Below are 21333 nucleotides of genomic sequence, written 5' to 3'. Positions count from 1 at the left end.
AACACGGCCGAAGACGCATTGTAAATGGGGAATGGGGAAAAGAAAAAGCCGGGGCATTGCTGCCCCGGCTTGTGCGCTCTTGGAAGGAGCTGCCTATTTATGGTGCATATCGATCGGCTACAGATCGAAGCCAAAGCCGATACCACCGCCGGCCTCACTGCCACTGAAGGCACCACCAAAGCTAATCCGGCCGCTCTCTCCCAGTGGACGACCGTAGCCAATCGACACGGCGCTTTCGCCATTCAACCAACCGGCCCCTACAGAGATTCGCCCGCGACATTCATTCCAGTCCCGCCAGTTCTTACAGCTGGAGCCACCGGCGTTGATTGCGGTTTGCTGCATGGCGATACCCATGGCACCGATGCGGTCCACGCGGGTGTTGGTCTGGTTCAGACGCTGGTCGAAGTCATCCATGCGACTGTTGAATTGCTGCAAACCCCGGAAATTGAATCCAGCGATTTCAGCGACGCGCTGGTCGGTATAGCGATTAGCCTGTTGCAGTGTTTGCGCAGAGCTCCGGTCGGTATAGGCGTTAGACTTGCGCAATGTCTGCTGGTTGCCATCGGTGATTTTCTGCATCAGCTGGTTGCTGGAGCTAGTCACCTGCTGGTCGGTGTAGGTGTTGGCCTGCTGCAGAGTCTGCTGGTCACCATCGGTGATTTTCTGCATCAGCTGATTGCTGGAGTCGGTCACCTGCTGGTCGGTGTAGGTGTTGGCCTGCTGCAGAGTCTGTTGGTCACCGTCGGTGATTTTCTGCATCAGCTGATTGCTGGAGTCAGTCACCTGCTGGTCGGTGTAGGTGTTGGCCTTCTGCAGGGTCTGCTGGTCACCGTCGGTGATTTTCTGCATCAGCTGATTGCTGGAGTCGGTCACCTGCTGGTCGGTGTAGGTGTTGGCCTGCTGCAGAGTCTGCTGGTCACCGTCGGTGATTTTTTGCATCAGCTGATTGCTGGAGTCGGTCACCTGCTGGTCGGTGTAGGTGTTGGCCTGCTGCAGTGTCTGCTGGTCGCCATCGGTGATTTTTTGCATCAGCTGGTTGCTGGAATCGGTCACCTGCTGGTCGGTATAGCTGTTGGCATCGATAAGTGTCTGCGCATCACCATCGGTGATTTTCTGCATCAGGCTGTTGTTGAGTGTCGTGATTTCCCCATTGGTGTAATTGTTGGCATCGATCAGCGTCTGCGCATCACCATCGGTGATTTTTTGCATCAAGTCCTGGTTTTGTTGATCCAGTTGATCGACATTCACTGCGTCGGTGCCGTCGGTGCCGGGGGCAACGTTGACGATGCGTCTCTCGTTACCAACCGTGCCTACCGAAACTGTATTTGCCTGATCCGCCACAGAGCCTTTACCCAGTGCCACCGAATTTGTGGCCTCGGCCCGTGATGTGCTGCCCAGAGCGGTTGCGCTGCCGGCAGTGGCCTGCGCACCTTGACCGGAGGCGACGGAGGACGCGCCGCTGGCGTTTGCGCCAACGCCGAAGGCGCTCGCGCCCTCGCCCGTCGCTTGTGTTCCTTGGCCAACGGCGGTGGCGTTTATCTGGCTCGCCGTCGCGGCACTACCGACCGCCGTTGTGTTGGTGCCTGAGGCGTTGGCGCTATGACCAAAAGCGCTGGCGTTCAGCCCCGCGCTGGCGTTGGCACCGGTGGCGGTTCCGTTGTTTTGCGCTGCACTGCTGCCAGAACCCAGTGCGGTCGCGTCGGCACCGCCGGCGCTGGCTTGAGAGCCAAGAGAGGTCGCTTGGGCGCCCGTGGCATTAGACCCCTGGCCCACGGCGGTGCTGCTGTTCCCCACGGCAAAGGTATTGGCGCCCACTGCAGTACTCTGCTCGCCAAGGGCGTTTGACGAGGCACCCACCGCGGTGCCACTGGCTGCTGTCGAGGTGGCAAGGTTACCAAGGGCGGTTGTATCGGTTTCTTCCGCCTTGGCTTCCTGGCCCACGGCGGTCGCGCGTGCAGCCTGGGCGGCGGAGTTCTGTCCCACGGCGAGGGAGGATTCACCGCTGGCGTTGGCGGTTTCACCCAGGGCCGTGGCGTTGTTGGCCGTAGCCTGTGCGTTTTGGCCCAGTGCGGTGCTTTCAGAGCCAGAGGCAATGGCATTGGCACCCACGGCGGTGGCGGATAGTTGTGAGGCGGAGGAGCCAAGGCCCAGAGCGGTGCTGTTGGTGCCGGAGGCCTGCGCATTTTGCCCGAAGGCGCTGGCACCTTCGGCCTGGGCTCGTGACGCGGCGCCCACTGCGGTACTGTTTTCACCAGAGGCGGCGGATTGGGCACCTAGTGACGTGGCAGAAGCCGCGCTGGCATTTGCCTCCTGGCCGAGGGCGACACCATTAGTGGCGCCCGCAGCGACCACAGAGTCCTGGCCAATGGCGGTGCCATTTTCTGCCTGAGACGAAGCGCCTGCGCCAACAGCTGTACTGTTTTGCGTTGTGGCAGAGCTCCCTTCACCGAGGGCGGTGGAGGCGGCCCCCGTAGCGCTGCTGGCGGCGCCTACCGCGGTAGCTGCATCGGCATTGGTGAAACTGTTCGTGCCGATGGCGGTGCTGCCGACCCCCGAGGCAAAGGCCTCGGCGCCGAAAGCACTGGTGTTGTCGTCGGTCGCTTGCGAGCTGTTGCCTACTGCGGTGGCGGCAGTACCGGTGGCGCTCGCGCCCGTGCCCAGAGCAGAGGACGAAGCGCCAGAGGCAGTGGAACCTCTGCCCACCGAAGTTGAGCTGTCGCCGCTGGCCGTGGCAGAGTTGCCGACGGCTACCGACGCGTTACCACTGGCCTCGGCGTTGGTACCGCAGGCAACAGAAGCACCACCGGTGGCAGTGGCGCCATCGCCTGTATTATTTGCCGGGCCAGCCTCTTCACAGACAAATTGCGCGTTGGCGCCATTGGCCATCGTGAGGTAGCACAGGGTGGTCGCTACTAGTTTGGCGATGGCGTTGGCGAGGTGCTTGCGAGGAAACTGTGGTTGGTTGGTGTGGGGCATAACTTCTTCCCTGATGTGGCGCGTTGGGCGGCTTTTGAGCATCCATTGCTCTAATTGGTCATGTTTTAGTCAAGCAGGGGTTTGGTTCTCCCGCAACCGGGCTGGCGGGTGGAGTCGTGCCAATGGCGTGGATGTATTTGGGCAAGGCGCTTCGAGTGCGCAAAGGAGGACGGTCTAGGGGGCGAGCGGTAGAAGGACGGTGCGGAAAGGCGCCCGCCAATTCGTGTGAATGGCGGGCGCCGAGGTTACCCGGCTGCGGGGTAGACAAGTTTACTGCGCGGCGGCTGCGTCTTGCTTACTAGCAACCCACTCGCCAACCAGTTCCTCCAGCACATCCAGAGGCACGGCACCATTGGCCAGTACTACATCGTGGAATTCGCGGATATCGAACTTGTCGCCCAGTTGTTGCTTGGCGTTTTCGCGCAGTTCGACAATTTTCATCATGCCGATTTTGTACGCGGTGGCCTGGCCGGGCATCACGATGTAGCGCTCGATGGCTTTGACCACATCCCCCTGGGGGTTGGGGCTGTTTTCTGCCAGCCAGTCGATGGTTTCCTCGCGGGTCCATTTCTTGCTGTGCAGGCCGGTGTCGACCACCAGGCGGCAGGCGCGCCACAGTTCCATCGCCAGGCGGCCGAAGTCGGAGTAGGGGTCTTCGTACAGGCCGATTTCCTTGGGCACCAGCTCGGAATACAGGCCCCAGCCTTCGGTGTAAGCGGTATAGCCGCCGAACTTGCGGAAGCTGGGTACGTTTTCCAGTTCCTGCATGATGGACAGCTGCATGTGGTGGCCGGGCACACCTTCGTGGTAGGCGAGCGCTTCCATCTGGTACACGGGCATGCTGCTCATCTTGTACAGGTTGGCGTAGTAAATACCCGGGCGGGATCCATCCGGCGCAGGGCGCTGGTAAAAGGCCTTGCCGGCGGATTTTTCACGGAAGGGTTCCACCGCTTTGACGATCAGATCCGCCTTGGGCTTGGTGATAAACAGCTCGTCCAGACGCTGCTTCATATTATCAATCATCGCCGTGGCTTCTTTGAGGTAGCGCTGTTTGCCTTCCTCGGTTTCCGGGTAGTAGAACTGCTCGTCGGTGCGCATGAATTCGAAGAATTCCTGCAGGGTGCCATCAAACTTCACCGTCTTCATGATCTCGCGCATTTCGTTGTGAATGCGCTTCACCTCATCCAACCCTTTCTGGTGGATTTCGTCGGCGCTCATGTCGGTGGTGGTGTAGACATTCAGGCGGTGCTGATAGAACTTGTCACCGTCGGGCAGTTTCCAGGCGCCGTCGTCGGTGGTGGCTACTTTCTCCAGCTCCGTCAGGTAACCATTGAGCTTTTCATAGGCCGGCTTGACGCTGTCCAGCAGCGCCGATTTGGCTTGTTCGATCAGTGCGGATTTTTCTTCGGCAGCAATTTCCAGCTTCTCGACCTTGCCCTTGAAGTCGGCAAACAGGGTGCTGTCTTTGCCGTCGTCAAACGGCGCGCCGGTAATCAGGTTGTTGCCATCGCTGATCACGTAGGGGAATACAAACTTCGGCACGATGACGCCTTTGTCGGCGCGCTCTTTCAGGTTGGCAATCAGTTGCTCAAAGTGCGTTGGCAGGGCATTCAGGCGGGAGATGTAGGCTTCCGCATCGGAAACGTTGTCGATGCGGTGCTGGTTGATCAGCAGGGAGGCCGCACTGGTGTGCACCGCGTACATCTGATTGACCGGGTAAGTGTGCAGTCGCCACTTCCAGCCTTCGATATCCTGTTCCAGGTTGCGAATAGCGAGCTCCAGGGAGAGGCGGGTCGCGTCGTCGAGCTGCTTGGGATCAATTTTTTTCAGGTCCGCCAGCTGGCTCTTTTTAATCTCGTGGGTTTCTTCTTCAAAAGCGGGGGAAATGTCGTCCCACTTGTCGTAACCGTCCTTCATACCCAGGAAGGTCTTGAACTCCGGGCTGCGATTGAGGTGGGTCTGGAACTGTTCTTCGAAAAGCTGGTTGGTTTTTTCGATGACTTCTGGGTTGCCGCCGGCGGTTGCATCAGAGGTGTCGGCATTGTTGCCCTTTGCCTGATCGGCGACCTGGGCAGAGTCCGCAGCCGAAGACTCCGGCGTTTTCGTTTGTTCGCGGTCACAACCAGTGATGGCCAGCGCGCTTATGGCGGCTGCCAGCAGAGTCAGCTTGAGTTTCATGGTGTTATCTCAACGTCAGTGAATAAAGGGTTTGAGGGTTCAGTGTTGTAACCATAAGCGGCGTTGGTTGCAAATTTCATGAGCCGTCGGTCACTTCTTGTACGCATTTGTACGCAAAGGGTGGGGAGGTGGTTTTGCGTGCGCATAAAAAAGCGGGCCTCAGGGGCCCGCTTTCGGTATCACCGGAGAGTATCCGGGATCAGGCGAAGTTCTGGTTCGCGAAGTCCCAGTTTACCAGTGCCCAGAACGCTTCCATGTACTTCGGACGCGCATTGCGGTAGTCAATATAGTAGGCGTGTTCCCATACGTCGCAAGTCAGCAGGGGAGTCACGCTGCCGTCGGTCAGCGGGGTTTCGGCGTTGGAGGTGTTCACGATGGCAACAGAGCCGTCGGACTTCTTCACCAGCCAGGTCCAGCCGGAGCCGAAGTTGTTCACGGCGCTTGCGGTGAACTCTTCTTTGAACTTGTCGAAGGAACCGAAGGCTGCGTTGATGGCTTCCGCCACTGCGCCAGTAGCAGCACCGCCGCCGTTGGGGCTCAGGCTGTTCCAGTAGAAGGTGTGGTTCCAGATCTGCGCGGCGTTGTTGAATACGCCACCAGAGGAAGATTTGATGACGTCTTCCAAAGACTTGTCGGCGTCCGGGGTGCCGTCCAGCAGACCGTTGAGCTTGTCCACGTAGGTTTTGTGGTGTTTGCCGTAGTGGAATTCCAGGGTCTCCTGAGAGATGTGCGGCTGCAGCGCGTCCATAGCATAGGGAAGTTCGGGGAGAACGTGTGCCATGTAATATTCCTTCCTTTGTCCGGGACCTGTACCGACCCAAGTACGGTAGTAGGTCTGTTATTGGTGGCAGGCATTCTACACCCGCTTGGTGTCATTATTAAGCCGTTGGAATGCGCGGAAACGCCCCCATAGAGGCAAAAGGTGCTGTGATTTGCGGTTAATTTCGAGAATGATTATCAATAACTGAATGTTCCCGGAGTTCCGTTGTCCTATTCTGATAACAGTAACCGGTTACTTTTTCGTCAATTTTTGGTATAACTGCCGCCTATTTCTACCGATTGCCGGCCCGAACTGGCCGCATCCCAACGCAGGACGACATCATGCAACGCAGAGAGCCCACATTCGATGGCAGCAGCGCATCTTCTATGGACCCTCAGATCGCCAATAGCCCGGCGGCTGGCCGGCCACGTCATGCCCCGCCGCCCCCTCCGGCTGCCGAGTCATCCTCCAGTGGTGGCTCTTCTTTCCTCGCGATTGTGGCGCTTCTGCTGGGCCTCGCGGGTGTGGGCGGCGCCGGCTTCCTGTACACCCAGTGGCAGGACACGCGTGCACAGCTAGTGGATGCGGAAGCGCGTATCGTGCAGCTGGAGAAGCGCTTCGAGATGTCTGGTGAAGAATCCGCGGCCTCGGTTGAAGTGCTGAATGCCAAGGTGAAAGAGAATGCCTCTGAGATCCGCAAGCTGTGGGGCGTTTCCTACGATACCAACCGCAAGAGCATTGCCGCCAACAAGGCGACCGCAGACGCGGCCAAAAAAGACGTGGCGGCGCTTTCCAGCAAGATCAGGAGCTTCGAAAGCAGCCTGAAAAAAGTGGCCGCGCTTGAGAGTGATATCGCCAAGCTGAAAGAGTCCACGGTGAGCGCCTCTCGTGAAACCAAAGACAAGGTAGCGAGCCTGGAGCGCCAGCTGTCGTCCGTGCGCGCAGACCTGACTGCCCGTGTGGGTGCCAATGAGGAAGCGGTCCAGTCTATCGATAGCTACCGTCGCACCGTGAACAAGGATCTGGTACAGCTGCGCGACGCGATTCGCAGCCTGCAGTCAAGCTCGACTACGGCATCTACCCCCTAATACGGGGTAGGATGCTCGAGCAGGGTTTCGGGGCTACTTGGCCCCGGAACCTGTTCAAGCGCAAAACAAATTTCGCCAATAATTCTCATTTTCATCTGCGCTGCCTGTGCAGATCGATTCTTTTACATCCCTTCACACGCTCCATAACCCCAGTCCAACACTGTCGGCCAATTCGTGTAAAATCGCCGCCTTCGAGACGAGAGACAACCGGAGCCGGCAATGACGATTATCCGCCAGGACGACCTGATCGACAGCGTGGCCGACGCGCTGCAGTTCATTTCCTACTATCACCCGCAAGATTTTATCCAGGCCCTCAACAAGGCGTACGAGAAGGAAGCCAACCCGGCGGCGAAAGACGCCATGGCCCAGATCCTGATCAACTCCCGCATGTGTGCCCAGGGCCACCGCCCCATTTGCCAGGACACCGGCATCGTGACCGTCAAGCTCAAGGTGGGCATGAATGTGCAGTGGGATGCGGAAATGAGCGTGACCGACATGGTCAACGAAGGTGTACGTCGCGCCTACAACAACCCGGACAACGTGCTGCGTGCCTCTATCCTGGAAGACCCGGATGGCGCCCGCAAGAACACCGGCGACAACACCCCGGCGGTCATCCATTACGAAATCGTACCCGGCGACAACGTCGACGTGTATGTGGCAGCAAAAGGCGGCGGCAGTGAAGCCAAAAGCAAGTTTGCCATGCTGAACCCATCCGATTCGGTGGTGGACTGGGTACTGGACATGGTGCCGAAGATGGGCGCTGGCTGGTGCCCACCGGGTATGCTCGGCATCGGCGTTGGCGGTACTGCCGAGAAGGCCATGTTGCTGGCGAAGGAGTCCCTGCTGGACCCGATCGATATCCAGGAGCTGCAGGAGCGCGGTGCGTCCAACCGTGCCGAAGAGTTGCGTCTGGAACTGTTCGACAAGGTCAACAAGCTGGGCATCGGCGCCCAGGGCCTGGGCGGTCTCACCACCGTGCTGGATGTGAAAGTCAAAGACTTCCCCACCCACGCCGCCAACAAGGCGGTGGCGATCATCCCCAACTGCGCGGCCACCCGCCACACCCACTTCACCCTCGACGGTTCCGGCGCTGCGCGCCAGACTCCACCGAAGCTGGAAGACTGGCCGGAAATCACTCGCGAAGCGGGCGGCAACACCCGTCGTGTAAATCTGGACGAAGTGACCGCAGAAGACGTGCTGAGCTGGCAGCCCGGAGACACCCTGCTGCTGAACGGTAAGATGCTCACCGGCCGCGATGCCGCGCACAAGAAGATGGTGGATATCTTGGCCAGTGGCGAGAAACTGCCGGTAGATCTGACTGGCCGCTTCATCTATTACGTGGGCCCGGTGGATCCGGTGCGTGAAGAAGTGGTCGGCCCTGCAGGTCCCACCACCGCAACCCGTATGGACAAGTTCACCCGCACCATGCTGGAAGAAACCGGCCTGCTGGGCATGATCGGTAAAGCCGAGCGCGGCCCCGCCGCCATTGAAGCGATCCGTGACAATAAAGCCGTGTACCTGATGGCCGTTGGTGGTGCTGCGTATTTGGTGGCCCAGGCCATCAAGGATGCCAAGGTCATCGCCTTCCCGGAGCTGGGTATGGAAGCCATCTACGAATTTGAGGTGGAAGACATGCCGGTCACCGTCGCCGTGGACAGCAACGGCGAATCGGTGCATAACACCGGCCCGGTAATCTGGAAGCACAAGATCGAAGAGGGTGCGGTGTAAGACCGAGTTCTCTTTACGGATACAAAAAAGGCCAGCCTCAATTTTGAGCCTGGCCTTTTTTGTATCCGTCGGAAGAGAGACAAAGTTGCTCTCACTTTATCGAATTGAGCATATTACATAAAAAAGTCCGCTGTTCAGCAGCCAATGGCTTGTGTGCACGGAGCAGGATAAGCTAAGTTACTGATTTCCAAAGGCTTCGGAAGAACAATGGAGCCATTTAAAAAAGAAGAACAAAAGCTATAGGCTTCTTTTTTTTGAGGTTGAGGTAAATTTTTCGGCTTAAGCTTTTGATTTATATAGATATTCTGCGCTGTGTGGATAATAGTGTCGGTGAACAAAAGCCAAATGAACACAAGCCTTTGGCGTATGAATAAAACTGTTATACCTGAAAAGTAAAAATACAAATGAAAAAAATCACACCGATCATTTTCAGTCTCGTGGTATCGATCAATACTTCTTGTGGAAGCCTCTATACGGAAGATGAGATAGTCAAAGAAAGTAAAAAATTTGAATATCACCACAATGACGGTGGAAATTTTGATTCTAGCTGCATAGATCGTAAAGCTGAAGATTTTTCAAAGTTCTTTATGGTGAAGAAATTAGGGAATGGATACCACTTTTCAACTGAAATGATCGGAGTTACTTTAGAAATGCACGAAAATAGCGTAAGTGTAGAAAGCACAGAAGTATATGATCCAAGTGTTAAAACAGTGGGTGTTCTTGCTCTAGTGTTTGATCGTTTAGTCGTTGAATGCATCGCGCCGAGGCAGGTATAACAATGCCAGGCAGTATGCTACGGGCCTTCGGCCCTCCGCGGGACAGCTTACCTTATGCACATTTTGCGCAGGTCGCTTCGCTCCCATTTTTGCGCAAAACGCGCATAAAGTAAGCTGCCCCTGCTGGCGGCGTTATGGACTGCAATCAATCAAAGCAAGAGAAGAGGAAAGGGATATGAAATCGGAACTGCTTAGGAACTTCGGGAACGTAATTCTTGGGGTAGGAATTTCTCTGGGTTGCGTTAGTGGGGCATATTCAGAAACTAATGAATTCCAATACCAGTATTCCCCTGCAAACGAAGAGCTCTATAACAAGATTGTAGATTTGGATAAAAAGCACTTTTCTGAATACAACTCATGCGGCGAAAACGTAGATTTAATCTCTGAATTTTACGCAGAAGATATAGAGTTCTATCATGATCAGGGCGGCTTAATTGACTCTAAGAAGCAAGTGATTGATGGGATTAAAAACAATATCTGTGGGAAAGTCGAAAGAGTGTTGGTCCCGGGCAGCATAGAAGTCTATGAGATCAAGAATTTCGGTGCCATTCAGATGGGCCTCCACAGCTTTCGCTTAAAAAGTGATCCAACAAAGATAACTAATCCGGCTAGATTTATCTTGATTTGGAAGAAAAGTCAGGAGCAGTGGGAAATATCCAGAGTAGTGAGCCTGCATTGAGGTCGGCAGCCATAACAAATGAATGAAGGGCGACGCCTAAACCTTTGCTTCACTTTTGTGTTGCTCGCAGGCTCGCAAATTAACACAAAAGTGGCGCGCCGGTGCGTCGCGCCTTATCCAGGCGTTAGCTTTCTCGAGGATTTATGGAAGAAATATTAAATTGGGCACGGCCTTTGATCAGTGGTCTTATTGGTGGCTTAGCCGTTTATTTTCTTGTCAGATACACAAAATATTCTGCGGAGGTAGAGGGTGGAGTAAGAACTGTAGCGTACTCAAAACCTTTCAAAATATTCTCGGCTGCATTAATTCCATTTGCTGTATTTATCCTTTACGCGATGAGTCAATCTTATGAGGGGCAGGAGTTGGCTGCAGGGCTTGTTGGAGGTGGATTTTTAGCTGCCGCAATTTTTTTCCCGTATCAAGCGTTTTTGGTTTCGTTTAAGTACGATGATGAATACATTTACTACCGAAGTCCGATTTGCGGTAATCGAACTGTGCAATGGGGCAATCTTTCCAAAGTTGGATATTCGTGGTTAATGCAGGCTGATTATATCGTCGTTGAGGGTATAGGCAGAATCTGGTGCTCAAATATGCTTAATGGGTACGCGGAGCTAATGGAATTTGTGAGCGCCAAAAAAAGCTAACAAGTTGCTGCACGCTGACACATACCGCTAGGCTCGTTTTTGTGTCTGTCGCTGCGCTCCATTTTACACAAAAACGCTCTCCGCAGTATGTGCAGGTGAGCAAGGCGTTATGTGAGTAAATAATGAAATCCTATCGAAAAGACTTTTTAGAGTTGGCTTGTAATTATCCGATCAAGATTACCCTGCTAATGTTTGCGTTTACCTCCGGCATGAACTTCTTTGTATTCTACGCACTTTCAGCCTTTAGCCGGCACTCGCCATCGCCAGAGTTCTTGGTCAAAGTTATATTTATCAATATCATATTTTCAATAATATGGATTTTCGGCGTGAAGAGTACACGAGCCAGCAGCCAATAGTGGTTCTCGGCTCGGTGATGCCACATAACAATCGCAAGCAGTTTGTTCGGAACCTAACCCGCTCTTGCACTTAATTGATCTTGAATGTTTAGCAATAGCGGGCGAGGTTTCGTTTCGGATTATTGGGATCTGCTAAATTGTAAAATCTACTGGTTTATCTCCGCCAGCATAAGTTCCCGAATAACCGGCACCGGGGAGTTTCCAAAGCTAAGAAATTTCTCGTGGAACTGCTTCAGAACAAAGTCGTCCCCCCGAATTTTCTTGATCTCATCTCGCAGGGACATGATGTCCATGTAACCCGCAAAGTAGCTGGTTAACTGTACTTGGCTGAGGGTGGCGCGGCGCCACTTTCCTTGGGCTTCGGTTTTCTGCTGGAAGGCCTGTTTCATCATCATGTCCATGGCCTGCTGTTCGGTCATGCCTTTGACCTGGATGGCATAGTCGAGGAGCGTGTTGACGACGGTACGCAGGTTCCATTTGTAATACATCATCCAGAGTTCCGGCGAAAAATCGCCGTAGCCGGCTTCCAGCATCATGCGTTCGGTATATACGGCCCAGCCTTCAATCATGGCGCCGTTGCCGAGAATGTTTTTGATCAGGCTCGGTGATCGGTTGGCGTAAACCAGCTGGGTATAGTGCCCGGGAATCGCTTCGTGAATATTCAGAATCTGCATCAGGTAGGTGTTGTACTCCCGGAGAAAACTCTCGGCACGATCGTCTGGGAGTTCTTCTACGGGCATGACGTTATAGTAAGTATTCGCGTCTTTATCGTAAGGACCGGGTGCGTTGATCGAAGCAACTGCGAATCCACGCATGTAGGGTGGTGTGGTGCGGACGATCAGCGGTTTTTCGGGGTCCAGAGTCAACAGGTCTTTCTCGTTGACAAATTGCTCCAGCTCTGGAATTTGTGCTTCTATAGCGGCTTTGAAGCCCTCCTTTGTGGCATGGGTTCCCGAAAGCTTCTCCAGAACCTTGGCGATTTTCTCAAGGATGTCGTCTGGCTTTTTTTCTCCTTTGAAATACTTCGGCCATAACTTGTCTGCGAGCTCGTCCATTTTAAGGTGCAGGCGATCTTTTTCTCGCAGCGCGCGTTGATACAGTTCTTTTCCGCTCATCCCGATCTGTATGTCGTAGGCAAATTTTTCTTCGTAGAGTTTTTCTCCGATGCGGTAGTCGCGGAAGCTATCAACCTTGTCCATTTGCGCATGCATCGTCTGCAAGTGGGTGACGTAGTCGGTAATAGCTTCGCGAACCCGGGTCAGGCGGGTTTTAAAGAGTTCTTTTTCGTTGTCGGATAGGCCGCTCCCTGCGAGTTTTTTCTCTGTATCCTCGCCAAATACAGACTGCGCGCCCTCATTCTGTTGTATGGCGAGCAGTAGCTGGGGGGCGGCGGGTTTTGTGAGGGCGTGTTTGGCGGCGGTATAGTAGGCGGGCACCAGTTGCATGCGGTTACTGAATACACGCAGTCTTTCGTCCAGTGGTGCGTAGTCTGTGTTAAGGATCAGTGCGAAGCCATGGGAGACGTTGTAGTTTGCCGGGTTCCATTCGTGGGATTTGAACTCTTTTAGATCCCAAACGGTTTTGTCGAGGAAGTTCTGGATCAGGGCGAGATCGGTGCGTGCATTGACACTCAGGGACTCGGGCTTGAAACGCGAGAACTGGTTGCGGTAGTCCCGCGCGAACGCCAGCACTTTACGCCGGTAGTTTTCGTCTGGCGCTTCCAGGCGTTCCGCGACTTCGTAATAGCCATTGCTAATGGCCCAAGAGGGAAACAGGTGCCACATGCGCTCTACCATCTGATTGCTGAGCTGTTGGAACTCTGCCTCGGTGGTTGTGTTTGCTGCGTTAGTTTTATCGGCGGGCTCGGGGTTAGCGCCCACTTCATCGGATGCTGGTTTGTTGGCACCTGACATGTCGCTGGCGCTGCTCTCGGGTTCGGTCGGCGTTGATTGCGAGCCTTTCTCCCCGCATCCATAAACGAAGGTCGTCAGAAGTAGGGCTGTGAACAGGTATTTCATGTTGCTTCTCGAGCTTTTGGCGGAATCTGCTCAAAAACTAGCACAGTCAACTTATAGTTAGGAGTTCCTGCGGGATTTATTTTGTGTGATGCAGGTCGCCTTGTGTCGCATTCTGGCGGCGGCTAAAGTGGCAAAACCGGAATTTGTGGCGGAGTGCCGCGATTCGAGTCGATCAAATTTATATGATTATCAAAGGAGTCTGGTATGACAGAACTGGCAGCACAGGCGTGTGAAGCCTGCCGGGCGGATGCGCCATTGGTCTCGGACGAGGAGCTCGCCGAGCTGATGCGGGAAATCCCGGATTGGACACCCATTGCCCGTGACGGCGTGATGCAGTTAGAGCGTGTTTTCAAGTTTCGTAACTTCAAGCAGGCGCTGGCGTTTACCAACCGTGTTGGTGAGATTGCAGAGGAGGTGGGTCACCACCCTGCACTGTTGACGGAATGGGGCAAGGTTACCGTAACCTGGTGGAGTCATGAGGCCGGTGGCCTGCACAAGAATGATTTCATCATGGCGGCAAGGACCGATAAACAGCTGGACGCTGATTAAGCGGCCAGCGGTCACAAGTGCGGTCTTTCCCGCTGTTCAGTTGGCGGGATCCCGGTGGGTATTGCCGCCGGGTTCTCCTGCGTCCAGCCAGACTCGTTCAATGGTTTGCAAGGAAACGAGAAGGACTACAATGCTGAAGATGAAAGCCACTTGCGAGCGTTGCAGTGCACAACTGGGTCTTGCCGATGAGGCCTTTATTTGCTCTTACGAGTGCACGTTTTGCCCGGAGTGTACCGAAGCGCTGAGGCGGCAATGCCCCAACTGCCAGGGAAACCTGGTGCTCCGGCCGTTGCGCCGCAGTTCCCCAACGGCGGTCGCCAAATCCGGATTCAAGGCGAAGCTGGAAACCATCCTGCCCTGACAGGAGCGGTGTCAGGCAGCAGGTTCACGTTACTGATGTTTGCGCGCCCAGAGTAAAAACTCCCGGTTACCATCGCCGCCAGTAATCGGACTTTCAAGATAGGTTTGGGTATCCAGACCCAGCTCACCACAAAGTGTACAAATTTTATTCTGTACCTGATGGTAAAGCGCACTGTCGCGTACCAGCCCGCCTTTCCCTATGCCCTCCGGGCCCACCTCAAACTGGGGCTTGATCAGACTCAACAGGTGACCACCAGCCTTCAGCAAGGCAGGAAGCTGAGGCAGGATGAGGGTTTGTGAGATGAACGACACATCCATGACGACGGCATCGAAGCCATTCGCGCCGAACGGGGCTATCTGCTCGGCAGCAAGATAGCGGGCGTTGATGCCCTCAAACAGGTGCATGCGCGGGTTTTCCAGCAGAGACTTGGCTAGCTGGCCATGTCCCACGTCGACGCCTACCACCTGCTCGGCACCTCGTTGCAGCAGGCAGTCACTGAAGCCGCCGGTGGAGCAGCCCACATCCAGGGCTCGCCAGCCCGCGGGGTCCAGGCCGGTATGATCGAGGATACCGGCGAGTTTCAGGCCCGCACGAGACACGTACTGGTCTTCCGGCATGGCCTCGACCCGAAGGCGCGTGTCTTCGCTGAGGGACTGACTGGCTTTGGTGGCCGGTCGCCATTGATGGCCGTCTGCCAGGAAAACACGCCCGGCGTCGATGAGCTTGCGGGCGTGGGTGCGCGAACTGGCGAGTTGCTGCTGAACCAGCAGCAGGTCGAGGCGTATCATGATTGGAGTGACTCAAATTCGTTGGCGGTATTGGGCGAGTATCGGGATAGCGGTATATTTGGCTGTCATGCTACTCTCTGCGCCGCGAACAGAGAAGTCGCTGTAGAGTTCCATACTTCTCACAGGCAGTAAAAAATCACAGGAGTCGGCTTTCGATGGCAAATAATGTGCTGAGCAAGTTTAGAGTGCGTAAGGGCAAGGTGTTCGAGGCCCCGTTGGAGAACGCATTCGGTCGTCTTGTGACGCCATTTGAAGAGTTTATACACCGCCAAAGTAGCAGTGGTGTATTGCTGATGATCTGTGCGGTGATCGCCCTGATTATCGCCAATTCGCCCTGGCAGGAGGCCTACAAGCACCTTCTGCATCTGCCGGTCAGTTACAACTTCGGCGACTGGTCACTTTCTATGAGTTTCCATCACTGGATCAACGATGGCTTGATGGCCATCTTCTTCCTGCTGGTGGGGCTGGAATTGAAGCGGGAGTTCCTGGTTGGCGAGCTGTCCGAGATCAGGAATGCCGTGTTGCCGGTGATGGCGGCGGTCGGTGGCATGGTTGTGCCGGCGCTCATTTTTTATGCACTCAACGGCGGCACGCCATCCGAGCGTGGCTGGGGTATTCCCATGGCCACGGATATTGCGTTCGCTGTGGGGTGTATCGCAATCCTCGGTAATCGCGTACCGCGGGCTGTGGTGACATTCTTGGTCGCATTGGCGATTGTGGATGACCTGGGCGCAATTCTGGTGATTGCCATCTGGTACACCGAAGAAGTCAACATGGCTGCGCTGGTTACTGCCTGTGTTCTGGTGGGTATTCTCTGGCTGCTGAAGGTTGCCGGGGTGCGCCGGTTGCCAGCTTATATATTTGTGGGGATCCTCTTGTGGTATGCACTCTATGTCACCGGGGTCCACGCTACGCTCGCGGGGGTAATTACCGCGATGGCAATTCCAGCCAAGCCCAAGTACGACCCGGTGGCGTTCAGTACGTTCGTGAAAGACATCATCCGCAGCTTTGATCGCTGCTTCCGTCCCGGTGACAAGATTATTGCTAATGATGCGTTGCGTGCGCGGGTCACTGCGTTAGACAACGGCATTCACCTGGTGCAGTCGCCGCTGCAGCGAATGGAAACCCGGTTGCATACTCCGGTAGCGTTCATCGTGGTACCTATCTTCGCCCTTGCCAATGCGGGTATTCCGTTCGACAGCTTTACCAGTTCCGAAGCGGTGTTCAACCCGCTCACCTTGGGCGTGATTTGCGGCCTGGTGTTCGGCAAGTTGATTGGTATTGTGGGCGCCACCTGGATTGGCTGGAAGCTCGGATGGGGCGAGTTGCCCAAGCACTCGACCTTCCATCACATCATCGGTGTGGCACTGCTGGGTGGTATTGGCTTCACCATGTCGATCTTCATTTCGGAACTGGCATTTGCCGGCCAGAGCGAGATGCTGATTCAGGCGAAAGCGGGGGTAATACTGGCGTCGGTGATTGCCGGTGTATCGGGCTTCCTGATTTTGCGCCGCGCGCCGATTGAGGAGTCGACCCAGTCGGATCAGCTTTCCGATCACGGTGATCTGGCGGCGGAAGCTTCCACATCTGCAGATGGCAGTGAAGCCGACAAGGGGCAGGGCGAGCCCCGCAAGCTGCCCTGATGGGGCAGCTCGGGCTGGCAGCGCCAGCCCACGACCGGTAAGCGGTGCCAAATAAGCACCGCGCAGCGCTCCTGGCCAGTTGCGCGGTGTGTTGCCGGGATTGGGGGGCATTCCCTCCCAGTGATTCGGTATCAGAAAACAGTCGCTTGCCGAGGATTTTGCTCGCTATACTCGCGCCAGGTAGCCGGTGTCCGGCGGTGAGGAGTTTGCCAATGCAACAAGCCGAGCAGTTTGTCGATCTTCTGAAGTTACTCGTGCGCAGCCCCAGTGTGGTGGGTGCGGAGCACTCTTTTTTCCGCGTATTGCAGCGCGAGCTGGAAGAGCGCGGGGCACAGGTTACCTGGTATGAGGGCTTGCTGGTTGCTCAGGGTCAGCGCCCCAACAGTGCCAAGTTCTCGGCGCATATTGATCGCCACGGCTTGATCTGCACTGGCCCCAATGAGTTTCAGTATGCGGCTTTTGTGTCTGGCCGCCGCTCCGACCTGTTGGGCAATTCCGTTTCCGAAAAACTCATGACCAAGATCGTCGACCGCTTTCAGGGGGTCCCGGTAACCGCCTACGAGCCCTGGTCGGGTTCTTATTTCGGTTCCGGGGAAATCCGCCGCGCGTATGTGTGTGGTTACCGCAATAACCTGATTTTTGAGGTGGCGGGTCTGGAGCATTTGGTGGCTGGCACGCCGGTGGCGTTTACCGACCGGCTGGAAATCAACGACGGTATTCTGAGCGCGCAGCTGGACAATGTACTCACTGCCGCGCACTTGGTCCACCTGTACAGCCTTGGCTTTCAGGGCACGACATTTTTTACCGCCCAGGAGGAATCGGGCAGCAGCTGGCGCTACTTGCTGGAGTGGTTTCGCCGCTTCAATGGCGGTACCACCAAGTTGGTGGTGGTGGATACCAGTCCTTACCCGGATCGCGCCAGTGCGGATGCGCAGCAGGTTGTGCTGCGTCGCCGCGACGCCAACGCCGAGTTCCACCCAGAAACCACGGCGCGCCTGGCACAGCTGTGTGAGGCGCAGGGCATCCGCTACAGCTTTAAAGACAGCTATATCGAGGCGCTGAACCAGAAGGTGGTCGCAGAGGGGCAGGAGCCCCAGTCCCTTGGCAGTACGGAGCTGGGGCGGATCGTGAGTGCTTCATCGGGATTTGTGCAGGGCACCACCCTGCAGATTCCCACCACGGGTTACCACACCATGGAAGAGTCGGCGTCCCTGTCGGCAAACAGCGCCTTCAGTGACCTGCTGTTTGCGATTGCCGCGGACGATTGAGGGTGTGTCAGAACTCGTCGCTGCGCTGGTAGCGATTGCACCGGTTGTTGCAGTAGGGCTTGTCTGAGCGAATGACGCCAGTTGCCGGGTGCACCGTCAGCTGGCGTTTTTTGTTGCCGTGGTAGGCCACCACATTCCAGTAACCGTGGCGAAACTGCATACGGTCAAAGCGGTGAAAGCCCAGTCGTTGCAAGCGCGCGCGCACCGCCGCGGCACTCAGGTCGACTTCTGATGGCGTGCTGCCATCCAGGTCTGGCCCGTGCAGGTGCGGGGGTATTTCGGGGCCTGTGGCCTGCCCGGGGAACTGGAAGTCCTGGGCCGTGAATGGCCCGGGTTGCTGGGCGTGGGCGACGATGGCTCCGCACATCAGCAGTCCGGCCGCGAGAGCGGTGAACCGCCCGTGCCGCGAGCGATGTGCTGGATTGCTTGGTGGACGGCTGAGCGTGAAAGGGTCACGTGATACAGCGGCATACAGCATGGATTTCCCCAAATTGCCTTTATCCTGCCATTGATAGGCTCGGTGGGGGGGAATCCCAAGTGATGATGGCAGTTCGTGGTCAGGTGAGGCAATGCATGTCTCCTGAAACCATTGCTAGCAGATGCAGGCTCGGAGCGCAGGTCAAGCCCCGCAGTTTCACCTTGAAGGCGCGCGTCAGTTTGGTGCGAATAGACTTTTAACCGTAGCTGCCGTTACTGCAGCTACGGTTGCGGGTGACAGGTGACAGGTGACAGGTGACAGGTCACGAGGAACGGGGTTAGCTCTCGTCCTCCCTGGCGCTTACGATTTCTCCGCTATTGGGGTCCACTTCGAGATCCCAGCGCTTGCCCTCCTTATAGGCTTCGATTTCCCAGCGGCCACCATCGAGGGAAACCTCAACCACAGGCACATAGCCCTGCTGTTCCAGTTTGGTGACAATGGTAGATAACGCCATGGCGCCCGGTGGCGGCATCTCCTCTTTGCTGTTGTCCTGCGATGCGGCCACTGCCGCGATGCCGCTCAGGGTGACCGCGAGGAGTGAGTTCTTTACATTTTTCATCGATTCCTCCGGAAGATATCCGTCGCTCAGTCCTGGTTGCCAAGACGCTGTTGCATCATAAAACACCACTCGTCGCTGCCACCGTCCGGTCCGTGAGCGCCATCACCACCGGTGAGCTTGTCCATCGCAGTGAACCACTCTGCCGACCCCACTTCCGGCAGGCCGCTGGGGTATTGTTCGGTAATGGCTTCGCTCTGTGTACGCATCACCTCTCCATTGACCCAGGCAAACCACTCGGCGTTACAGATCAGCTGCCCCTCACTGTTGGGGTTGTCAGAACGGGTATCGGTTTCATCGGCTGAGGAGGAGGCGCTGTCTCCGGGCACGCTGGTGTCATCGGCCGCACCGGTTCCGGTGTCCTTGCTTTCCTCGATGACTTCGGTTTTCTCCGCCGGTTCGGCGGCCTGGTCGGGGTCGTGGGTCTCGGACTTGCGGCTGCAGCCATACAGGGCGAGCGCGGTCATCAAGCTGGCAAGTAATAGAAAGCGCATCATAAGAAGTCCTCGCGACAAGGTTGCGGTGGCGCCGAATTGATCGGGCTACTGGAAGTAAGCATAGGAGGATTTTTTCGACTTGCGCGGTACTTTTTTCTTATGTTGAGGGTTCTTGTGTGCAGGCGTGCACAGGACTTCGATGCGGAAAGGGAATTGGGAGGGGGCAGAACGAAAAAATCCCGGATGACCGGGATTTTCAATACGGGGCAGGGGCGGGGCCAACAGCGAAGGACTTAAAGTGCGGGAGCGGATCCGCTGGCTTCCGCTGCCGGCGCGTCTGCCAGTGCTTCGCTATCGCCATTGGCTGCGGCCGCCGCCAGGCGCTGCTCTTCAATACGGCTGCTCCAGGTCAGCAGTGCCTGATAATGGCGAATGTTCTGCACATAGGTCACCGGCTCCCAGCCTCGGGCATAGCCGTGCTTCAGGTGCTTGTAGTACTGGCGCTTGGCCAGCAGTGGCAGGTGTTCGCGTACATCGGACCAGCGGTCGGCATTGCCGCCCATCTGTTGTGTGAGGATGCGCGCATCTTCCAGGTGCCCATAGCCCACGTTGTAGGCGGCGAGCGCCATCCAAGTGCGGTCCGGCTCGCGGATACGCTCGGGAATCTTGTCGCGCACCTGCAGGAAGTAGCGCGCACCGCCGTCGATACTCTCGACCGGATCCAGCCGGTTCACACCCATTTCACGGGCAGTAGTGCGGGTCAGCATCATCAGGCCGCGCACACCGGTTGGTGATTTGGCGCGGGGGTTCCAGTGAGACTCCTGGTAACTGAGTGCGGCCAGCAGCTCCCAGTCGAGATCGTATTTATCGGCGGCTTTCTGCAGCTCTTCGCGCCACTTGGGCAGCCGGTTGCGGGTGAGTTGGGCAAAGGTCTGGGCCCCGCCCACGTTCATTTTGCTGACATGCCCGAAGTACAGCTCGCGCAACTCGGCGACCAGGCCGCCGGTATTGGCGCGCAGCATAAAGTTGCGCGCGGCGCGATACAGGGTGTCGTCGTTGCTTCTCGGGAAGGCCCAGGACACCGGCTGGAACTGGGTCAGGTTGAAGGCGATGTGGGTGTTCGGGTAGAGCCCGCGATGTACCGCGTAGGCATTGGAATCGACGATGGCATAGTGGTACTTGCCCTCGTTGACCATTTCTACCAGCTCCATGGCATCGACGTCGGAGATTTCTTCCCAGCGCAGGTCTTCGTAGCGGTGGGAGAGTTTGCGCAGCTGCTCGGCATGGGCGCTACCGGCGATCACGGCAATGTTCTTGCCCGCCAGATCAGCCACACTGCGGGGTCGGGATTCGCCCAGTCGGTAGATCACCTGCTGGCGGATTTCGAAGTAGGAGGGGGCAAAGCGCACCTGATCACGGCGCTCGGGTGTAACGGTGAGCCCGGCTGCCGCCAGGTGCGCGTCCGACTCCGGGTCGCCCAGCTCCTGGAACAGGTGGCTGAGATCGTGCACATCGCGGATTTCGAGTTTCACCCCGAGTTCCCGGGCAAACGCACGCAGCATGCCGTATTCGAAGCCGGTGTAGTTGCCGTTGGCGTCTTCGTAGTAGGTGGTGGGCCCGTTCTGGGACAGTACGACCAGCTTGCCAGAGGCCTTGACCTGCTCCAGCAGACTGGGGGCCTTGCTCGCCACCAACAGGGAGGCGCAGCAAGCCAGCGCCGCGCCCTTCAGCAGGCGGCGGCCGTATCGCAACAGTCGGCTTTTCATGATCATAGGTTGTCCCCTTGCGTCCGTTCTTGCTTTATTTTGGGCGCTCGCCGCGTGGGGAAACCCCGCGCCAGAGCACCATTTCCTGCGGGCGGCGGCTCCTTTGCCGCCCGCACGCAAAGCCTGCTGTCTATTATTTGCGCAGGCTCGGGTCAAAAGCGCGGCAATTTTACCTCAAACCACGGTGCGCTGACCAATAGGCGCTAAAACAGTGGTTTCACTTTGTGACCAATCGGCTTGTCTTGACCTATCAAGTGTAGTAGTTCGCGCCCGCAACAGGGGCT

General features: G+C 56.4%; 18 protein-coding genes. 9 read left to right on the top strand and 9 right to left on the bottom strand.

Going from position 1 to position 21333, the window contains the following annotated elements; all coding sequences use genetic code 11:
• Positions 1–117: 117 nt before the first annotated feature.
• The 3 genes from JF535_RS14690 to JF535_RS14680 all read right to left on the bottom strand — a co-directional run bounded on the left by JF535_RS14690 (position 118) and on the right by JF535_RS14680 (position 5935).
• The gene (locus tag JF535_RS14690; protein WP_207003367.1) at positions 118–2976 is read right to left on the bottom strand and encodes a YadA-like family protein; all 2859 of its coding nucleotides are present in this window, start codon (positions 2974–2976) and stop codon (positions 118–120) included.
• Between the two features lie 270 nt (positions 2977–3246).
• Complete coding sequence (locus tag JF535_RS14685) at positions 3247–5154, bottom strand: DUF885 domain-containing protein (RefSeq protein WP_207003365.1); 1908 nt, start codon at positions 5152–5154, stop codon at positions 3247–3249.
• A gap of 199 nt (positions 5155–5353) precedes the next feature.
• Positions 5354–5935: a superoxide dismutase gene (locus JF535_RS14680; RefSeq protein WP_207003364.1), complete on the bottom strand. Its 582-nt coding sequence runs from the start codon at positions 5933–5935 to the stop codon at positions 5354–5356.
• A 320-nt stretch (positions 5936–6255) separates the two neighbouring features.
• On the opposite strand from JF535_RS14680, the gene JF535_RS14675 reads away from it, so the two are divergent.
• From JF535_RS14675 to JF535_RS14655, 5 genes are all read left to right on the top strand, one after another.
• Positions 6256–7002 (top strand): hypothetical protein, encoded by a 747-nt coding sequence (locus JF535_RS14675; RefSeq protein ID WP_207003363.1) that lies wholly within the window; start codon positions 6256–6258, stop codon positions 7000–7002.
• Between the two features lie 219 nt (positions 7003–7221).
• On the top strand, positions 7222–8730 hold the full coding sequence (locus tag JF535_RS14670; protein WP_207003362.1) for a fumarate hydratase: 1509 nt from the start codon (positions 7222–7224) through the stop codon (positions 8728–8730).
• 404 nt (positions 8731–9134) lie between these two features.
• The gene (locus tag JF535_RS14665) at positions 9135–9506 is read left to right on the top strand and encodes a hypothetical protein (protein WP_207003361.1); all 372 of its coding nucleotides are present in this window, start codon (positions 9135–9137) and stop codon (positions 9504–9506) included.
• A gap of 175 nt (positions 9507–9681) precedes the next feature.
• Positions 9682–10185, top strand: a complete 504-nt coding sequence (locus JF535_RS14660) for a nuclear transport factor 2 family protein (protein WP_207003360.1) — start codon at positions 9682–9684, stop codon at positions 10183–10185.
• 143 nt (positions 10186–10328) lie between these two features.
• Positions 10329–10829, top strand: a complete 501-nt coding sequence (locus tag JF535_RS14655; RefSeq protein ID WP_207003359.1) for a hypothetical protein — start codon at positions 10329–10331, stop codon at positions 10827–10829.
• 502 nt (positions 10830–11331) lie between these two features.
• Here JF535_RS14655 and JF535_RS14650 read toward each other — a convergent pair.
• A complete protein-coding gene (locus JF535_RS14650; protein WP_207003358.1) occupies positions 11332–13203 on the bottom strand; it encodes a DUF885 domain-containing protein in 1872 nt (623 codons plus the stop codon).
• 204 nt (positions 13204–13407) lie between these two features.
• Here JF535_RS14650 and JF535_RS14645 point away from each other — a divergent pair, with 204 nt between their 5' ends.
• Together JF535_RS14645 and JF535_RS14640 are read left to right on the top strand one after the other, a co-directional pair.
• Positions 13408–13752 (top strand): 4a-hydroxytetrahydrobiopterin dehydratase, encoded by a 345-nt coding sequence (locus JF535_RS14645; protein ID WP_207003357.1) that lies wholly within the window; start codon positions 13408–13410, stop codon positions 13750–13752.
• A gap of 130 nt (positions 13753–13882) precedes the next feature.
• A complete protein-coding gene (locus tag JF535_RS14640; protein ID WP_207003356.1) occupies positions 13883–14113 on the top strand; it encodes a DUF1272 domain-containing protein in 231 nt (76 codons plus the stop codon).
• Positions 14114–14142: 29 nt separating this feature from the next.
• On the opposite strand, the gene JF535_RS14635 is transcribed toward JF535_RS14640, so the two are convergent.
• Positions 14143–14901, bottom strand: a complete 759-nt coding sequence (locus JF535_RS14635) for a TlyA family RNA methyltransferase (RefSeq protein WP_207003355.1) — start codon at positions 14899–14901, stop codon at positions 14143–14145.
• Positions 14902–15056: 155 nt separating this feature from the next.
• Between JF535_RS14635 and nhaA the strand changes: the two genes are divergently transcribed.
• Positions 15057–16544: a Na+/H+ antiporter NhaA gene (gene nhaA / locus JF535_RS14630; RefSeq protein ID WP_207003353.1), complete on the top strand. Its 1488-nt coding sequence runs from the start codon at positions 15057–15059 to the stop codon at positions 16542–16544.
• Positions 16545–16756: 212 nt separating this feature from the next.
• Complete coding sequence (locus JF535_RS14625) at positions 16757–17812, top strand: peptidase M42 (RefSeq protein ID WP_207003347.1); 1056 nt, start codon at positions 16757–16759, stop codon at positions 17810–17812.
• 7 nt (positions 17813–17819) lie between these two features.
• On the opposite strand, the gene JF535_RS14620 is transcribed toward JF535_RS14625, so the two are convergent.
• From JF535_RS14620 to mltF, 4 genes are all read right to left on the bottom strand, one after another.
• Complete coding sequence (locus tag JF535_RS14620) at positions 17820–18179, bottom strand: hypothetical protein (RefSeq protein ID WP_207003346.1); 360 nt, start codon at positions 18177–18179, stop codon at positions 17820–17822.
• Positions 18180–18567: 388 nt separating this feature from the next.
• On the bottom strand, positions 18568–18849 hold the full coding sequence (locus JF535_RS14615) for a PepSY domain-containing protein (RefSeq protein ID WP_207003345.1): 282 nt from the start codon (positions 18847–18849) through the stop codon (positions 18568–18570).
• Between the two features lie 26 nt (positions 18850–18875).
• Positions 18876–19343 carry a hypothetical protein gene (locus JF535_RS14610; RefSeq protein ID WP_207003344.1) on the bottom strand — a complete coding sequence of 156 codons (468 nt, stop codon included), beginning with the start codon at positions 19341–19343 and terminating at the stop codon, positions 18876–18878.
• 233 nt (positions 19344–19576) lie between these two features.
• Positions 19577–21055, bottom strand: coding sequence for a membrane-bound lytic murein transglycosylase MltF (mltF, locus tag JF535_RS14605; RefSeq protein ID WP_207003343.1), 1479 nt, complete (start codon positions 21053–21055; stop codon positions 19577–19579).
• Between the last annotated feature and the right edge of the window lie 278 nt (positions 21056–21333).

The sequence above is a fragment of the Microbulbifer salipaludis genome (assembly GCF_017303155.1).
Classification (GTDB): domain Bacteria; phylum Pseudomonadota; class Gammaproteobacteria; order Pseudomonadales; family Cellvibrionaceae; genus Microbulbifer; species Microbulbifer salipaludis.
Note: the sequence above shows the minus strand (reverse complement) of the source record. Positions and strands in the feature narration are given on the sequence as shown.

Bases quoted from the DNA above. Each gene is read 5' to 3' on its own strand.
- JF535_RS14620 (WP_207003346.1), bottom strand. From the start codon at position 18,179: ATGTGCGGAGCCATCGTCGCCCACGCCCAGCAACCCGGGCCATTCACG.
- JF535_RS14650 (WP_207003358.1), bottom strand. From the start codon at position 13,203: ATGAAATACCTGTTCACAGCCCTACTTCTGACGACCTTCGTTTATGGA.
- JF535_RS14640 (WP_207003356.1), top strand. From the start codon at position 13,883: ATGCTGAAGATGAAAGCCACTTGCGAGCGTTGCAGTGCACAACTGGGT.
- JF535_RS14675 (WP_207003363.1), top strand. From the start codon at position 6,256: ATGCAACGCAGAGAGCCCACATTCGATGGCAGCAGCGCATCTTCTATG.
- JF535_RS14610 (WP_207003344.1), bottom strand. From the start codon at position 19,343: ATGATGCGCTTTCTATTACTTGCCAGCTTGATGACCGCGCTCGCCCTG.
- JF535_RS14615 (WP_207003345.1), bottom strand. From the start codon at position 18,849: ATGAAAAATGTAAAGAACTCACTCCTCGCGGTCACCCTGAGCGGCATC.
- JF535_RS14670 (WP_207003362.1), top strand. From the start codon at position 7,222: ATGACGATTATCCGCCAGGACGACCTGATCGACAGCGTGGCCGACGCG.
- JF535_RS14680 (WP_207003364.1), bottom strand. From the start codon at position 5,935: ATGGCACACGTTCTCCCCGAACTTCCCTATGCTATGGACGCGCTGCAG.
- JF535_RS14665 (WP_207003361.1), top strand. From the start codon at position 9,135: ATGAAAAAAATCACACCGATCATTTTCAGTCTCGTGGTATCGATCAAT.
- JF535_RS14645 (WP_207003357.1), top strand. From the start codon at position 13,408: ATGACAGAACTGGCAGCACAGGCGTGTGAAGCCTGCCGGGCGGATGCG.
- JF535_RS14635 (WP_207003355.1), bottom strand. From the start codon at position 14,901: ATGATACGCCTCGACCTGCTGCTGGTTCAGCAGCAACTCGCCAGTTCG.
- JF535_RS14690 (WP_207003367.1), bottom strand. From the start codon at position 2,976: ATGCCCCACACCAACCAACCACAGTTTCCTCGCAAGCACCTCGCCAAC.
- nhaA (WP_207003353.1), top strand. From the start codon at position 15,057: ATGGCAAATAATGTGCTGAGCAAGTTTAGAGTGCGTAAGGGCAAGGTG.
- JF535_RS14625 (WP_207003347.1), top strand. From the start codon at position 16,757: ATGCAACAAGCCGAGCAGTTTGTCGATCTTCTGAAGTTACTCGTGCGC.
- JF535_RS14655 (WP_207003359.1), top strand. From the start codon at position 10,329: ATGGAAGAAATATTAAATTGGGCACGGCCTTTGATCAGTGGTCTTATT.
- JF535_RS14685 (WP_207003365.1), bottom strand. From the start codon at position 5,154: ATGAAACTCAAGCTGACTCTGCTGGCAGCCGCCATAAGCGCGCTGGCC.
- JF535_RS14660 (WP_207003360.1), top strand. From the start codon at position 9,682: ATGAAATCGGAACTGCTTAGGAACTTCGGGAACGTAATTCTTGGGGTA.
- mltF (WP_207003343.1), bottom strand. From the start codon at position 21,055: ATGATCATGAAAAGCCGACTGTTGCGATACGGCCGCCGCCTGCTGAAG.